The sequence below is a fragment of the Leucobacter sp. NPDC058333 genome, from assembly GCF_042726155.1.
Taxonomy (GTDB): Bacteria; Actinomycetota; Actinomycetes; order Actinomycetales; family Microbacteriaceae; genus Leucobacter.
This window is the reverse complement of sequence record NZ_JBHXHV010000003.1, coordinates 265,001-281,177: the sequence shown is the minus strand read 5'-3', so window position 1 is coordinate 281,177 and position 16,177 is coordinate 265,001. Positions and strand designations below refer to the sequence as shown.

Here is a 16,177-nt window from a genome sequence, read left to right as displayed (position 1 = left end):
AGCCACCGCTCTGCTGTCTCACTCCCTGTGAGGCCGGTTCGCGCAGAGCGGCTTCGCAACGGGGCAGACGACGTCCCGCCGATCGAGAGGACGTCGATGCCGCAGCGCTCGCCGAAAACGCACCCGGGGCAGCAGCCCATTCCGGGTTCGGCCTTCCCTTCCGCTACCGGTCTGTATAACCCGGCTGACGAGCGTGATGCCTGTGGGCTTGCCTCCGTCGTCGCGCTGACCGGTGAGGCGAGTCACGACATTATCGAGAAAGCGCTCGAGGCGCTTGAGCATCTCGAGCACCGTGGGGCCGTCGGCTCCGACGCTGGCACCGGTGACGGCGCCGGCATTCTGAGCGATCTTCCAGACACACTCATCCGCGAGGAGCTCGGGCGCCTGGATCCTCAGCTGCGATTGCCTGAGCCCGGTGGCTACGCCGCGGGTCTCGCGTTCTTGCCTCAGGCGTCCACAGAACGTCGCGCGACGCAGTACCGCATCGCGGCGATCGCCGCGGAGGAGGGGCTCACCGTGCTTGCGTGGCGCCCCGTCGCAGTTCGGCCGGAGGTGCTCGGCGAGAGCGCACGAGTCGCAAGCCCCGTCATTGAGCAGCTCGTGCTGACACCTGCCCCGGGCATCACCCTTTCGACCGATCAACTGGAGCGTCGCGCCTTCCGCACACGAAAGCGCGTGCAGCACGAGACGGGCAGCTACCTGCCGTCGCTGAGCGCTCGAACCATCGTGTACAAGGGGATGGTGACCACACTGCAGCTGCCCGGTTTCTACCTGGAGTTGTCTGACCCGCGGTTTATGAGTCGCTTCGCAATCGTTCACTCCCGGTACTCGACCAACACTTTTCCGTCGTGGCACCTCGCCCAGCCGCTCAGACTTGTCGCTCACAACGGCGAGATCAACACCGTACGGGGCAATCGCAACTGGATGCGAGCACGCGAAGCACAGCTCTCCTCCGAGCTCATCGGCGACATCGAGCCGCTGCTGCCAATTTGTTCCGACGGCGGCAGCGACTCGGCAAGCTTCGATGAGGTGCTCGAACTGCTCGTGATGGCTGGCCGTTCGCTGCCGCACGCGTTGGCGATGATGGTGCCAGAGGCGTGGGAGTCTGAGCCCGGCCTGCACCCTGCGCTCGTTGACTTCCTGGAGTATCACTCGCTCGTGATGGAGCCGTGGGACGGCCCAGCGGCGATGATCGCCACCGACGGCCAGGAGCTCGTTGCGCTGCTCGACCGCAACGGCCTGCGGCCCGGTCGGTATCTCGTGACCTCAGACGGAATGCTCGTCATCGCGAGCGAGACCGGCGTGCTCGACATCGCTCCCGAGCGCGTGGTACAGCGCGGCCGGCTCCAGCCGGGACGCATGCTGGCGGTCGACCTCGCGAGCGGCGTGATTCGTGACGACGAGGCAGTGAAGTCTGAGCTGTCAGCTGCGGCACCGTGGGGCGAGTGGCTCGAGGAGGGTCGCATTCGACTTTCGGAGCAGCCCGAGCGCGAGCACCTCGTGCACCCGCCCGCTTCGATTGAGCGCCGTCAGCGCACGTTCGGCTACACGGAAGAAGAGCTGCGCGTGCTCCTCATGCCGATGGCGCGCGACGCCATCGAGCCGCTCGCAGCAATGGGCACCGACACGCCCATTGCAACACTTTCAGAGCGTCCCCGGCTCGTGTTCGACTATTTCGTTCAGCAGTTCGCGCAGGTCACGAACCCGCCCCTCGACGCCCTGCGCGAAGAGCTCGTGACGAGCCTGCGCGCCGGCATGGGTCCGCAGGAGAACCTCCTGGAGCAGTCGGCGGAGCACGCCCGCCAGGTGATCCTCGATTTCCCGGTCATCAACAACGATGCGCTCGCCCGCATCCAGCACTTCGGCGATGACCCCGAGCGCGAGCGCGCAGTGACACTGCGCGGCCTGTACCAGGTTGACTCGGGTGCCCGAGGGCTCGCCGACCGCCTCGAAGCGATGTGTCTGGAGGCCACGGCGGCCATAGAGGCTGGAGCTGAGTTTCTGATCCTCTCGGATCGAGACTCGAATAAGGATCTCGCGCCCGTGCCGTCGCTGCTCGCGGTGTCGGCGGTGCATCACCACCTGATTCGCGAGGGCCAGCGCATGCACGTCGCGCTCGTCGTGGAGGCCGGGGACGTACGCGAGGTGCACCACGTCGCTGCACTCATCGGTTACGGCGCAGCGGCCGTGAATCCCTACCTCGCAATGGAGACTGTCGGGCTGCTCGTGCGCGACGGCTCAATCCCAGATCTCACCGAAGATGAGGCGATTGCCGGGCTCATCAAAGCGCTCGGCAAGGGCATGCTCAAGGTGATGAGCAAAATGGGCATCTCGACGGTCGCGTCGTACTGCGGTGCGCAAACGTTCGAGGCGATCGGACTCGCCCAGAAGCTCGTCGATCGCTACTTCACCGGAACGGCGTCGCGCCTCGGCGGAATCGGACTCGACGTGATCGCCGCCGAAGTCGCGGCACGGCACCGTTCGGCTTACCCCGATGACGCCGCGGCGATCGCACACCGCAAGCTCGAGACCGGCGGCGAGTACCGCTGGCGTCGCGGCGAGGAGCCGCACCTGTTCGATCCCGAAACGATCTTCCGTCTGCAGCACGCGACCCGCACCGGGCGCCGCGACATTTTCACGGCCTACACCGACCGGGTAAACGACCAGCAGCACCGCCTGATGACGCTGCGCGGGCTCTTTAAGTTCGCGCCGCAGCGACCTGCTGTGCCGCTCGCCGAGGTCGAATCGGTGAGCGACATCGTCAAGCGCTTCGCTACGGGCGCGATGAGCTACGGCTCGATTTCACCAGAGGCGCATCAAACGCTCGCGATCGCCATGAACCGGCTCGGGGCAAAATCGAACACGGGGGAGGGCGGCGAAGCTGAGGATCGCTTGCTCGACCCCGAGCGACGCAGCGCCATCAAGCAGGTAGCCTCCGGCCGATTCGGGGTGACGTCTATGTACCTGACGCACGCCGACGAGATCCAGATCAAGCTCGCGCAGGGAGCGAAGCCGGGCGAGGGCGGGCAACTTCCGCCCACCAAGATGTACCCGTGGATCGCGCGCACCCGCCACGCGACTCCGGGTGTCGGGCTCATCTCACCGCCGCCGCACCACGACATCTATTCGATCGAAGACTTGAAGCAGCTGATCTTCGATTTGAAGCGCGCGAATCCGTCGGCCCGCATCAGTACGAAGCTCGTTGCGCAGAGCGGCATCGGCCCGGTCGCCGCTGGTGTCGCGAAGGCGCTATCCGATGTGATCCTGGTATCCGGGCACGATGGCGGAACTGGCGCGAGTCCCATGAATTCGCTCAAGCACGCGGGTTCCCCGTGGGAGCTCGGCCTCGCCGAGGCGCAGCAGACCCTTATGCTGAATGGCCTGCGAGAGCGCGTGGTACTTCAGGCGGACGGTCAGTTGAAGACCGGCCGAGACGTGGTCATTGCGGCCCTGCTCGGCGCCGAAGAGTTCGGCTTCGCTACGGCTCCGCTCGTGGTCTCCGGCTGCATCATGATGCGAGTCTGCCACCTCGACACCTGCCCGGTTGGCGTCGCTACGCAGAATCCGGAGTTGCGCGCACGCTACACCGGTCAAGCCGACCACATCGTCAATTTCTTCCGCTTCATCGCAGAAGAGGTGCGCGAGATTCTCGCGTCGCTCGGCTTCCGGTCGATTGCCGAAGCCGTGGGTGACACTTCGGCCCTCGACGTCGACGACGCAATTTCGCACTGGAAGGCATCGGGGCTCGACCTCACACCGATCCTGCGCGGGCCTGTTTTCGCTGAGGGTGAGCCCCGTCGCCACGGTCGCGAGCAAGACCATGAGCTCGGTGATCACTTCGACGCGGCCCTCATCACGATGGCGGCAGACGCTCTCGAACGCCAAGATCCTGTGCTGATCGATCTGCCTATCCGCAACATCGATCGCGCCGTGGGAACGATGCTCGGTCACGAGGTCACGAAGCGTTTCGGCGCCGCGGGTCTCGCTCCCGAATCGATCGACGTCACGCTGACGGGCTCGGCGGGGCAGTCGCTCGGAGCCTTCCTGCCAGCGGGCATCACGCTGCGACTCGTGGGCGATGCAAACGATTACGTTGGGAAGGGGCTCTCAGGCGGCGAGGTCGTCATTCGGCCTCATCCAAACGCCGGGCACCCGGCCTCGGGCAACGTCATCGCCGGAAACGTCATCGGCTACGGCGCCACCAGCGGTTCGCTCTGGATCGCGGGCGTTGTTGGCGAGCGGTTCCTCGTGCGAGGCTCGGGCGCGACCGCGGTTGTCGAGGGCACGGGCGACCACGCGCTCGAATACTTCACCGGCGGCTTTGCGTTGATACTCGGCCCGACCGGTCGCAACATCGGAGCGGGCATGTCGGGCGGCGAAGCGATCGTGCTCGATCTCGACCCTGCTGATGTGAACTCGGCGGAGCTCGCGTCTGGGTCACTCATGCTGCAGCGATTCGGTGGCGCCGACGATCTCGGTCCCGGTTTGCCCGGTGGCGAAGAATCAGCGCTGCGCGCCAAGATAGTCGAACTGGTGAAACGGCACGCGGAACAGACGGGTTCGAGCGTGGCGGCAGAACTACTCGATCGCATTGAGCAGGACCCCGATCGCACCTTCGCTCGCTTTACGCGCCTGATTCCGCGCGGCTACTCCCGCGTACTCGAGATTCGAGTGCGCGCTGGCGAGCAAGGAATTGATCCCGACGGCGACCGTGTCTGGTCTGAAATCTTGGAGGCGACTCATGGCTGATCCCCGCGGCTTTCTGAAGGTGCGCGAGCGCGAGCTCGCCCAGAAGCGACCCGTTGCGCTGAGGTTGAAAGACTGGAGCGAGGTCGTGGACCCGGCCGACCCGAAGCTCGTCGCCCGACAGGCGTCTCGCTGCATGGACTGCGGTGTCGCGTTCTGCCATCAGGGGTGCCCGCTCGGCAACCTGATTCCCGAGTGGAACGACCTGATGCACCGCGGCCGCGAGCGTGACGCGATCGAGCGCCTGCACGCGACGAATAACTTCCCGGAGTTCACCGGTCGCGCGTGCCCGGCTCCGTGCGAGTCGGCGTGCGTGCTCGGCATCAATCAGCCCGCGGTCACCATCAAGCAGATCGAGAACAGCATCATCGATCAGGCGTTTGCGAACGGCTGGGTTGTTCCGCAGCCGCCGTCGCGGCTCACCGGAAAGACCGTCGCCGTCGTTGGATCGGGCCCGGCGGGGCTCGCGGCCGCGCAGCAGCTCACGCGCGCGGGCCACACGGTCGCGGTCTACGAGCGAGACGAGGAGCCAGGCGGGCTGCTGCGCTTCGGGATCCCCGACTTCAAGCTCGAGAAGACGCTGGTCGCTCGACGAATTGAGCAGTTGAAGGCTGAGGGAACACGGTTCCGCTGCGGTATCGAAATCGGCCGAGACATGTCGTGGACCGAACTGCGTCGTCGCTTCGATGCTGTCGTTGTGGCGACCGGTGCGACGGTGCCGCGGGAGCTGCCGCTGCCCGGCCGCGAGTACGGCGGCATCTTGCCGGCCATGACCTACCTCTCGGCGTCGAACAGAGTGCAGTCGGGGGCGGCCGCGTCGACGCCGTTCGACGCGGCTGGCAAGCACGTCATCGTCATCGGCGGTGGCGACACGGGTGCCGACTGCATTGGCACTGCTCACCGACAGGGCGCAGCCTCCGTTACGAACCTCGCAATCGGCAAGCAGCCGTCCGAGGTGCGCACCGCCGGTCAGCCGTGGCCGGTGCACCCGACCCTGTTCGAGGTGTCGAGTTCGCACGAGGAGGGTGGTGAGCGGCGCTACCTCGCATCGACCGTCGAGTTCGTCGCGAACGAGCAGGGCGAGGTGGCGGGACTGCGCGTCGCCGAGACCGGGTTCACCGAGACGGGCCGCGCCCCGATCGCGGGCACCGAGCAACTGCTGCGGGCCGATCTCGTACTCATCGCAATGGGCTTCACAGGCCCCGAAGATATCGAGGACGCAGCCCACAGGCTCGGGCGCTCACCGCAGGGGGCGTTTGAGCGCGGCCGCGACTACGCGACAGAGCTGCCGGGTGTGTTTGTCGCGGGCGACGCCGGTCGCGGGCAGTCGCTGATCGTGTGGGCAATCGCGGAGGGTCGGGCCGTTGCCGCCTCGGTTGACCGCTACCTCACCGGCGATACGGTGCTGCCGAGCCCCGTGACTGCATACGACCGCGCGTTTGCCTGACCAGCCACTACGCTGGGCGGGTGCACGAAGAACTCGTCGACCGCCTTCGCGTCGATCTTAGGTCCGCCGAATACTCCGCCGACGCGATTGCGGGGCTGCTCGGCTCAGTCGCTGACGGCGCCAGGCAGCGAGGGGTATGGGCGCCAGCGCTTCGCGCCCTCAACGGTCGTGCGGGCGAGCCGCTCGCGATCCTCGTCCGCTGCTTTCTGCTGGGCACAGCAGTCACAGCGCGCGAACTCGACGCTGCACTGCCCGAGCTGCGGGCTGCGGGGGCCGAGCAACTTGGACTGGTCGCGGCTATCGGGAACACGCTCGTTTCTCCGGATGAGTCAGAGCTTCGAGCCGCGCTTTCGCTGAACCCGGTTCGCATTGACGACGGTGAAGAGTGGCTCGTGCTCTCCGATCTTGACGACCAGCTGCGCCGTGGCCCGGCGCGCGCAGACCACGTGATGGGCGTCGGGGGAGCGACTCGCTCACTGCTGGTTCAGGCGCCGACTGCGCCGGTCGACTTGGCCCTCGACCTCGGTACCGGTTGTGGCATCGTCGCGATGCACCTGACGCAGTGCGCGGAACACGTGATCGCCACCGATATCTCTGAGCGGGCGCTCGACCTGGCTCGCCTCAATGCGCGACTGAACTCGGTTCAGGATCGCATCGAGTTTCGGCACGGAGACCTGTTTGCGCCGGTCGCGGCCGATCGCTTCGACCTGATCCTGTCGAACCCGCCGTTCGTCATCACGCCCCGCTCGGGGGACACGCCCGTGTACGCCTATCGCGACGGTGGCAAGACCGGTGACGCGCTTGCGCAATCGGTGATCGAAGCGGGTCCGGCGTTGTTGCGCGACGGTGGCACACTGCTGTGCCTCGCAAACTGGGAGTCGCCGTGGGGTGAAAACGGGCTGAGTCGCGTCGAAGAGTGGCTCACTGTGGCGAGTGGCGCCTGCGGACCGCTCTCTGCGTGGGTCATCGAACGCGACCGGGTCGAGCCGGTGCAGTACGCGGAAACCTGGGTCCGCGACGGCGGAGCGCGTCCGGGGGAGTCCGCTTTCGAAAGCCTGTTGGGGCTCTGGATCGATGACTTCGCTCGCCGGCGCATCACCGCCGTGGGGCTCGGTTCGGTGCGAGTGCAGCGCACCGTGGCGACCACGAACATCGTTGCGGGCGCGGCTCCGGTCGTGCACCTCGATGCGGCCACCGGCGCGTTTTCTATCGAGTCCGGTCTCGGTGACGCCCTGCAGCGCGCGTTCGAGGTCGGCTCCGCCACCGCGCGCATGACGCTCGAGGCCGTGCTCGAAACACGCTGGCTGCTCGACACCACTGTCATCGAGATTCGCGAGCACCAGCCGGGCGAAGAGGCGCCGCGCCGCATCTCTCTCGAAACCGTTCGGCCGATCGCGCGCCGAGTCGCTGCAGATCCACTGCTCGCCGCCGCACTGGGCGCCTGCGATGGCGAACTGACACTTGCTCAGATTGCTGATGCGCTCGCAACGCTGCTCGAGGTTGATGCGGCGGCGGCGAGTGACGCCCTCGTCGCCGGCGTGCGAGAGCTGGCATGGTTCGGCATGCTCGAACCTGCCGCGTAGCTCCTCGTTCTCGTCGCCCTCGGTGGGCGTTTTCGCGTGCCTGTCGCTCAGTAGACTGGGGGAGTGATGCGAACGATCGATCTCAGGGGCCGAGCGCTCTCTCGTACTGAATTGCTGCGGCTTGTGCCGCGCGCCGCGGTGAGCGCGGACGTCGCAGTGGAACAGGTGCGACCGCTCGTCGCCGACGTTGCCGCTCGCGGCGAGGCGGCGCTCCGCGATCAGGCGCGCTCCTTCGACGGCGTTGAGGGCCACGCGCTTCGCGTACCGGCCGAGACAGTTGCTGACTCGCTGGCCAGCTGCCCGCCCGAGGTCGAAGATGCTTTGCGGCAGCTCATCGAGCGGTTGCGACGTGGATCGGCAGCGCAGGTTCCGGCCCAGCAGGTCACGAGATTCGACGACGGCGCTATGATTCTGCAGCGCTGGCAGCCTGTGTCGCGCGTCGGCTTGTACGCCCCGGGCGGCAAGGCGGCTTACCCGTCGTCCGTGGTGATGAATGCCGTCGCGGCTCAGACCGCCGGAGTTCCGAGTCTCGCGCTCGCCTCGCCTGCGCAGTCTGACAACGGCGGACTTCCACACCCCGCGGTGCTCTGGGCAGCCGCGCTCTGTGGCCTCACCGAGGTGTACGCGATCGGCGGCGCAGGGGCGATCGCCGCGTTTGCACACGGCGTTACCGAGATTGACTTGGAACCCGTCGACGTCGTCACTGGACCTGGCAACGTATTCGTCGCCGCGGCGAAGCGCGTGGTCACGGGGCTCGTCGGCATCGATTCCGAGGCCGGCACCACTGAGATCCTCGTGATCGCGGACGCTTCGGCCGAGCCGGGCTTTGTCGCCGCCGACCTCATTAGTCAGGCGGAGCACGACGAAGCAGCCGCATCGGTGCTCGTCACCGATTCCGCCTCATTCGCCGAACGCGTCAGCGCAGAAATCTCCGCGCGAGCCGCTGCCACGCGGCACGCCGAGCGCGTCGCCACGGCCCTCACGGGGCCGCAGTCGGCGATTATTCTCGTCGACGATCTCGCGGCTGCCGTGCGCGTGAGCAACGCCTACGGCCCGGAGCACCTTGAGATCCAGACGGCCGATGACCAGCGGGTGCTCTCCCGCATCACAGATGCTGGTGCCATCTTCGTCGGTGGCTTCACACCCGTGAGTCTCGGGGACTATCTCGCCGGATCAAACCACGTACTGCCCACCGGTGGCACCGCGAGATTTGCGGCCGGCCTCGGAGCGCACACCTTCCTTCGCCCGCAGCAGGTCATTAGCTACGACCGCGCCGCACTTCGCGATGTCGAAGCGCCGCTGTTGGCCCTCGCCGAGGCAGAGGGCCTACCGGCGCACGGCGAAGCCGTCACCGCACGATTTGAGACAGGAACGGAGCTCAGCTGATGCACTGCCCATTCTGCCGCCACCCAGATTCACGTGTGATCGACTCACGCACCGCCGACGATGGCCTGTCGATCCGACGTCGCCGTCAGTGCCCCGAGTGCGGTCGCCGCTTTTCAACCACAGAAACCGCGAGCCTCACGGTGATCAAGCGTTCCGGCGTGGTCGAGCCGTTTAGCCGCGAGAAGGTCATGAGCGGCGTGCGCAAAGCCTGCCAGGGCCGCCCGGTCACTGATGCTGATCTCGCCGTGCTCGCGCAGCAGGTCGAAGAGTCGGTGCGTTCGAGCGGCATTGCGCAGTTCGACGCGAATGAAATCGGTCTCGCCGTGCTGCCTCACCTGCGGAAACTCGACGAGGTGGCGTATCTGCGCTTCGCAAGCGTGTATCAGGCGTTCGAGTCGCTCGCTGACTTCGACTCCGCAATTGACGAGCTTCGCGCCGACTCGAGCGATTCTGCAGCGGCGGATTCTCGCTCCGGTGCCCGCGCGAGTGCCTCGTCAGACGCCCGTTCCGACGCCACACCGGGGGAGTGACCGCCATGCGCTGGTACCCGATTCTGTTCAAGACTGTGCTTCGCCGCATGGACCCCGAGGCCGCCCACCACCTGGCGTTCCGCGTGATTCAGGCGATTCCGATCGCCGGTGGGATCGCGCGACGTGTCTGCGGCCCCGCGCCCGAATTGCGTGTGCACGCTCTCGGCCTCACCTTCCCGAGTCCGTTCGGCCTCGCCGCCGGGTTCGACAAGAACGCGACTGCCATCGACGGACTCGGTGCTATCGGCTTCGGTCACGTCGAGGTGGGTACGCTCACTCGGCATGCCCAAGATGGCAATCCAAAGCCGCGGATGTTCCGTCTCGTCAGTGACCGCGGTCTGATCAATCGGATGGGCTTCAATAATGGCGGCTCTGCGGCAGCCGTCCCGCGCATCGAGCGCGCGCGGATGCGGCGGCACCGGCCCATCATCGGTGTCAACATCGGCAAGAGCCGGATCACCGAGGTTGAGGATGCGGTCGCCGACTACGTCTGGAGCACGCAGCGGCTCGCACCGATCGCCGACTATCTCGCGGTCAATGTGAGTTCGCCGAACACGCCCGGCCTGCGTGGACTGCAAGAGCTTGAGATGCTTGAACCGCTGCTCGCGGCGGTGCGCGATGCGGCCGGGGACACCCCGCTGTTGGTAAAGATCGCTCCCGACATGGGCGACGAACAGATCGACGGGATCGTTGCGCTCGCGAAGCGCCTGGGTCTTGATGGCATCATCGCGACCAACACGACGGTGTCACGAGCGGGGCTACAGGTCTCCGAGTTGGAAATTGAACGAATGGGCGCTGGCGGGCTATCAGGCGAGCCCCTGCGGGATCGATCGCTCGAAGTGCTGCGCCGCATCCGCGCTGTTGAACCCGATCCTGAATTTTGCGTCATCTCTGTCGGTGGTGTCGAGAGCGCGTTCGATGTCCTCGAACGACTGCGGGCCGGTGCGACGCTCGTTCAGGGATACACCGCCTTCATCTACGAGGGCCCGCTCTGGGCGCGCAGCATCAACCGCGGGCTTGCGCGCGCGGGTTACCGGGGTTCTGCGGCCTAGGGCACCGCGCAGTGCGCAAGTAATCTGCGTTCGGCAACACCCACACCGTTGTAAGTGGCTTGCCGAACGCAGATTACTTGCCGAACGCGGCTCCGGAAGGGCCCGCGTGTACGGCTCGCGGTTACGCGGGGAAAGCGCGGCGCTTGACCACGGGCTTCGGCGCGCGCAGTGGGCGGAACTGGAACGCGCGCATCGCGGCATACCAGCGGAAGCCAGGCTGCACGCGATCCTCACCGAATTTTTCGCCGAGCTTGCGCTTCAAACGCATGCCAAGGAAGACGGCGTCGAGCACCGCGAGTGCCACAAACGCCCAGATTACAAAGAGACTGATGATCTGCACGGTGCCGGGGATGAACGTCATGACGAGCACCACGAGCATCATTGGGATGAGCATCTCACCCACGTTCCACCGCGCGTCGACGTAGTCGCGAACATACCGGCGCTGCGGACCGCGGTCGCGGGGTCCCAGGTAGCGCTCCTCGCCCTGCATCATGCCGACACGAGCGCGCTCGCGCACCTCGGCCTGCTGACGGCGCTGCTCCTTGATGGCCGCTTTATCGCGTGCACCAACGATCGGGCGAGCATTCGCGGCCTCGGCCTGCTTACGCGAGGGCGTCGGGCGCCCCTTTCCAACGGCAGATTCGCCGCCGTCCGTTGCACCCTGCTCGTTCGCAGCGCCCTTCTGAGCCACGCAGTTCCTCCCGTTCACGACGCTGTGAGCGCCTCCATACCCGGCGTTCGCCGAAGACTCCAAGCGTACCGTGACTTGCTCCCTCATTCCGCCGCGCCCGGGCGGTAGACTTGCAGACGAACGATCACGACGTGAGCAAGGAGTTACGTATGAGCACCGACACGATCGCACCCGAGGGCGCTTCGATCACCACTGACCTGACGACAGCTGAGCAGGCGCACGGCGTCCAGCTGAGCACGGTCGCACGCGAGAAGGTGCGCAGTCTGCTTGCCCAGGAGGGTCGAGACGATCTCCGCCTGCGCATTGCTGTGCAGCCGGGCGGTTGCTCTGGCCTGATCTATCAGCTCTTCTTCGATGAGCGCGAGCTCGACAACGATGCTGTCGTTGACTTCGACGGCGTCGGAGTTGTCGTCGACACGATGAGCATTCCGTATCTCAACGGTGCAACCATCGACTTCGAAGACACGATTCAGAAGCAGGGCTTCACCATCGACAATCCGAACGCTCAGGGCAGCTGCGCCTGCGGTGACAGCTTCAGTTAAACCGAGGTCATCGACGAGTCTCGTTCCGAGTATTCGCGACACCCGGCGGTGGTTCGGGGAACGGTCTTGATCGCGCTAAGCTGTCAGGGAGTCATCAGCTTCGTTCGCATGCGTGCGGCGAAACAACGTTTTCGAAAGGTATGCGGTGCGTTCCAATCGTCGAATGAAATGGGTCGCAGCCCCGGTCGCGCTCGCAGCAGCGCTGGTCCTGGCGGGCTGTACCCCCGAGCAGCAGCGGGGATTTCTCCCCGCCGGCTCCGAAGGGGCCACGAACCACACTGATGGAGTGACGGGCCTCTGGGTCACCTCCTGGATCGTGCTGCTTGCGGTTGGCGTGATCACGTGGGGCCTGATTATTTGGGCGACGATCGCGTACCGCCGTCGTAAGGGTCAGACCGGCCTGCCGGTTCAGCTTCGGTACAACATGCCGATCGAGACGTTCTTCACGATCGTCCCCGTCATCCTCGTGATCGGCTTCTTCGCGTTCACCGCGCAAGAGCAGAGCAAGATCGAGGCGCGCTACGACAATCCTGAAAACGTTGTCGAGGTTGTGGGCAAGCGCTGGTCGTGGGACTTTAACTACCTCAACGAAGACGTCTACTTCCAGGGCGTCCAGGTGCAGACTGACGATGATGGCGAAGCCGAGGCCGACACCATGCCGGTGCTCTACCTCCCCGTCGATAAGACGACCGAGATTCGTCTCGAGACCCGCGATGTCATCCACTCATTCTGGGTGGTCGAGTTCTTGTACAAGAAGGACATGATTCCGGGTCAGACCAACTACATGAGTTTCACTCCGACCAAGACCGGAACCTTCATGGGTAAGTGCGCAGAGCTTTGCGGCGAGTACCACTCCATGATGCTTTTCCAGGTCAAGGTCGTCGAACAGGACGAATACGACGCATACGTCAAGTCGCTGCGCGAGGCTGGCAATGAAGGCCGAGTGAGCACGGAAAACAACCCGAACCAGGACCACTTTGAAAGTGATCAGTCCAAGGCTCAGAACGAGTGACGAGGGATAGCAAGAAGATGAAGAAGGGCAATGTCATTGTCTCGTGGCTGACCTCCACGGATCACAAGGTGATCGGGTACATGTACCTGATTAGCTCCTTCGTATGGTTCCTCATCGGCGGCCTCATGGCCCTCGTGATCCGTGCGCAGCTGTTCGCTCCGGGTCTTGAGGTTGTCGCCACCAAGGAGCAGTACAACCAGCTGTTCACGATGCACGGCACCATCATGCTGCTGATGTTCGCAACGCCCCTGTTCGCGGGCTTTGCCAACGTCATCATGCCGCTCCAGATCGGTGCTCCTGACGTCGCCTTCCCGCGACTCAACGCGTTCGCGTTCTGGCTGTACACCTTCGGTTCGCTGATCGCGGTCGGTGGCTTCCTTACGCCGCAGGGCGCAGCCTCGTTCGGTTGGTTTGCGTACGCGCCGCTATCTGACATGCAGTTCTCTCCGGGTGTCGGCGGAAACCTCTGGGTGCTCGGCCTCGGCGTATCGGGTTTCGGAACGATTATGGGCGGCGTGAACTTCATCACGACGATCATCACCATGCGTGCACCCGGCATGACCATGTGGCGCATGTCGGTGTTCACCTGGAACACGCTGATCACATCGATCCTCGTCCTGCTGGTGTTCCCTGTTCTCGCGGCCGCGATGTTCGCCCTGGCGGCAGACCGTATCTTCGGCGCCAAGATATACAACGGAGAGGGTGGCGCCATTCTCTGGCAACACCTCTTCTGGTTCTTCGGTCACCCCGAGGTGTACATCATCGCGCTCCCGTTCTTCGGTATCGTTTCCGAGATCTTCCCGGTGTTCAGCCGCAAGCCAATCTTCGGTTATAAGACCCTCATTTACGCAACAATTGCCATCGCCGCGCTGTCGATGACCGTGTGGGCCCACCACATGTACGTCACCGGTTCGGTACTGCTGCCGTTCTTCGCGCTCATGACGATGCTGATTGCAGTGCCGACGGGTGTGAAGATCTTCAACTGGCTCGGCACGATGTGGCGTGGATCGATCACGTTCGAAACGCCGATGCTGTGGTCGATCGGCTTCCTCGTGACCTTCGTCTTCGGCGGCCTGACTGGCGTGATCCTCGCATCGCCCGCGCTCGACTTCCACCTCTCAGACACCTACTTCGTGGTTGCGCACTTCCACTACGTGGTCTTCGGTACCGTCGTGTTTGCGATGTTCGCCGGCTTCTACTTCTGGTGGCCGAAGTGGACCGGCAAGATGCTCGACGAGCGTCTCGGCAAGATTCACTTCTGGGTGCTCTTCATTGGCTTCCACACCACGTTCCTGGTGCAGCACTGGTTGGGCGTCATGGCCATGCCGCGTCGTTACTACACCTACCTGCCGTCTGACGGTGTGACCTGGGGCAACCAGCTCTCGACGATCGGTGCGATGATTCTCGGCGCTTCGATGATCCCGTTCCTGCTGAACGTATACATCACCGCACGCCGTGCACCGAAGGTGACCGTCAACGATCCGTGGGGCTACGGCCGCTCGCTTGAGTGGGCGACATCTTGCCCGCCGCCGCGTCACAACTTCACGTCCATTCCGCGAATTCGTTCGGAGTCGCCGGCATTCGATCTCAATCACCCTGAGATCAGCGGCGTCGAACAGCCCGTGCGACAGACCGAGCGCGAGCTCGCTGAAAAACAGTGAGCTGAGGAGTAACGAGTTATGAAATCAAACATCGTCATCTTCTGGATTCTGACGACCTACCTGGTGGTTATCGCCGCCGTGTACACGGTCTGGAATATCATCGCTCACGGGTACGTCGAGTGGGCCGGCTCCACCGCGATCCTGCTCTCGGGTGGGCTCACCGGGTTCATCGCCTCATACCTGATGCTTGTTCAGCGTAAGCAGGGCGGCGTACTCATCGAGGACCGAGAAGACTCAGACATCGATGATGGGGATCCTGAGCTCGGCGAGTTCAGTCCCTGGAGCTGGTGGCCACTCGTACTCGCCTTCGGTGCGGCGATTGTCGTGCTCGGCCTGTGCGTCGGATTTAACTTCTGGCTGTCGTTCCTGACGCTGCCGATCGTGCTCGTCGGCATCGTCGGTTGGGTGTACGAGTACTACCGCGGCAACTTCGCTCGCTAAGGGACGGTCAGCTTTGAGTATCATCATTCGCCGCGGTCGCAGCGACGACGACGCAGCGGTCTTCGGACTCGCGCGTCAGTTCACCACAGGTCGTGAGCCGATCGGCCGAGACGAGTTCTCGGTGGCCTATGACAACGTCCTGCGGCATCGTGACCAGGAGGCCAACGTCCTCTTTATCGCGGAGCTTGATGACACCGTGGTGGGGTACTCGCTGATGACCGTTTCGCGTGTGCTCCACGCTCCGGGCCTCACCGCTCACCTGCAAGAAATCGTCGTCGATCAGGCCTCTCGTGGGCATGGCGTTGGCGATCGACTCATGCAGGCGAACGAGCACTACTGCATGGGCCGCGGAGTGCGTCAGCTCTCGGCTTCAACCGCGCGCTTCGGCTCGTTCTACAACCACCGCGGTTTTGAAGCCGTAGGTGAGCACTATCGCAAGATTCTCGATCTCGGCTAACCATGACTGAACGTCGTGCTCGCAGAAAGCCCGGCGAGAACCGTGAACGCCTGATAGAGGCCGGACTCATCGAGTTCGGCCTCTTCGGCTTTCACGGCGCCTCTACCGCAAGGATCGCCGCTCGGGCTGGCGTGCCTCAACCTCACGTCTACGCTCACTTTGCGACGAAGCAGGACCTCTTCCTGGCCGTCTGCGCCATCGCCATCGACATCGTTGCTGATGATCTTGCTGCCGCGAGCCTCCTCGCCTCTGACGCCACGGCTCTGCGCGCCGGGGCGAGGTCACGCGTGGATGGTGGCGATGAAGCCAATTATGTAACTCGAGACAGTGCCCTGCAACTTCTCTCGCAGGCGATCGCGGCGCTGGGCGCCTCAGAGCTCCGCGCGCACCTGGCAGAGCTGCTCGCTGAGCTGCGCACGACGCTCGGAGCGGATGCGTTCCGTGCCACCTTCGGCACCGTGGGGGAGTCAGCCCTCAGGCGAGCGCTTGCCTTGAACTAGCGCTTCGTTCCAAGTTGGAGTTTGGAGTGGATCTCCCCGGAGGTTCACGCTCACAACGTGCCGAGGTGCCAGTCCCGGCTGGACGGTAAAGTTCGGCGTATCTGATCGACGTCCCGCAGACAGTTCCGC

The 16,177-nt window shown here is 64.6% G+C and carries 13 protein-coding genes; 12 read left to right on the top strand and 1 reads right to left on the bottom strand.

Going from position 1 to position 16,177, the window contains the following annotated elements:
* Positions 1–96 precede the first annotated feature (96 nt).
* From gltB to ACFWHR_RS11780, 6 genes are all read left to right on the top strand, one after another.
* The gene (gene gltB, locus ACFWHR_RS11805; RefSeq protein ID WP_382448493.1) at positions 97–4,749 is read left to right on the top strand and encodes a glutamate synthase large subunit; all 4,653 of its coding nucleotides are present in this window, start codon (positions 97–99) and stop codon (positions 4,747–4,749) included.
* On the top strand, positions 4,742–6,193 hold the full coding sequence (locus tag ACFWHR_RS11800; protein ID WP_382448492.1) for a glutamate synthase subunit beta: 1,452 nt from the start codon (positions 4,742–4,744) through the stop codon (positions 6,191–6,193). Before gltB ends, ACFWHR_RS11800 begins: the two co-directional genes overlap by 8 nt.
* Before the next feature lie 20 nt (positions 6,194–6,213).
* Positions 6,214–7,776 (top strand): methyltransferase, encoded by a 1,563-nt coding sequence (locus ACFWHR_RS11795; RefSeq protein WP_382448491.1) that lies wholly within the window; start codon positions 6,214–6,216, stop codon positions 7,774–7,776.
* A 66-nt stretch (positions 7,777–7,842) separates the two neighbouring features.
* Positions 7,843–9,162, top strand: coding sequence for a histidinol dehydrogenase (gene hisD / locus ACFWHR_RS11790; protein ID WP_382448712.1), 1,320 nt, complete (start codon positions 7,843–7,845; stop codon positions 9,160–9,162).
* The gene (gene nrdR / locus ACFWHR_RS11785) at positions 9,162–9,692 is read left to right on the top strand and encodes a transcriptional regulator NrdR (protein WP_382448490.1); all 531 of its coding nucleotides are present in this window, start codon (positions 9,162–9,164) and stop codon (positions 9,690–9,692) included. Before hisD ends, nrdR begins: the two co-directional genes overlap by 1 nt.
* A 5-nt stretch (positions 9,693–9,697) precedes the next feature.
* Positions 9,698–10,744, top strand: a complete 1,047-nt coding sequence (locus tag ACFWHR_RS11780) for a quinone-dependent dihydroorotate dehydrogenase (protein WP_382448711.1) — start codon at positions 9,698–9,700, stop codon at positions 10,742–10,744.
* 121 nt (positions 10,745–10,865) lie between these two features.
* On the opposite strand, the gene ACFWHR_RS11775 is transcribed toward ACFWHR_RS11780, so the two are convergent.
* A complete protein-coding gene (locus ACFWHR_RS11775; protein WP_382448489.1) occupies positions 10,866–11,435 on the bottom strand; it encodes a DUF3043 domain-containing protein in 570 nt (189 codons plus the stop codon).
* 149 nt (positions 11,436–11,584) lie between these two features.
* Between ACFWHR_RS11775 and ACFWHR_RS11770 the strand changes: the two genes are divergently transcribed.
* From ACFWHR_RS11770 to ACFWHR_RS11745, 6 genes are all read left to right on the top strand, one after another.
* A complete protein-coding gene (locus ACFWHR_RS11770) occupies positions 11,585–11,977 on the top strand; it encodes a HesB/IscA family protein (RefSeq protein WP_382448488.1) in 393 nt (130 codons plus the stop codon).
* Positions 11,978–12,140: 163 nt separating this feature from the next.
* A complete protein-coding gene (coxB, locus tag ACFWHR_RS11765; protein WP_382448487.1) occupies positions 12,141–12,989 on the top strand; it encodes a cytochrome c oxidase subunit II in 849 nt (282 codons plus the stop codon).
* Positions 12,990–13,006: 17 nt separating this feature from the next.
* The gene (ctaD, locus tag ACFWHR_RS11760) at positions 13,007–14,650 is read left to right on the top strand and encodes a cytochrome c oxidase subunit I (RefSeq protein ID WP_382448710.1); all 1,644 of its coding nucleotides are present in this window, start codon (positions 13,007–13,009) and stop codon (positions 14,648–14,650) included.
* Positions 14,651–14,668: 18 nt separating this feature from the next.
* Positions 14,669–15,091, top strand: a complete 423-nt coding sequence (locus ACFWHR_RS11755) for a cytochrome c oxidase subunit 4 (protein ID WP_382448486.1) — start codon at positions 14,669–14,671, stop codon at positions 15,089–15,091.
* A 13-nt stretch (positions 15,092–15,104) separates the two neighbouring features.
* Positions 15,105–15,548, top strand: coding sequence for a GNAT family N-acetyltransferase (locus ACFWHR_RS11750; protein WP_382448485.1), 444 nt, complete (start codon positions 15,105–15,107; stop codon positions 15,546–15,548).
* Positions 15,549–15,550: 2 nt separating this feature from the next.
* A complete protein-coding gene (locus ACFWHR_RS11745; RefSeq protein ID WP_382448484.1) occupies positions 15,551–16,048 on the top strand; it encodes a TetR/AcrR family transcriptional regulator in 498 nt (165 codons plus the stop codon).
* The last annotated feature ends 129 nt before the right edge of the window (positions 16,049–16,177 follow it).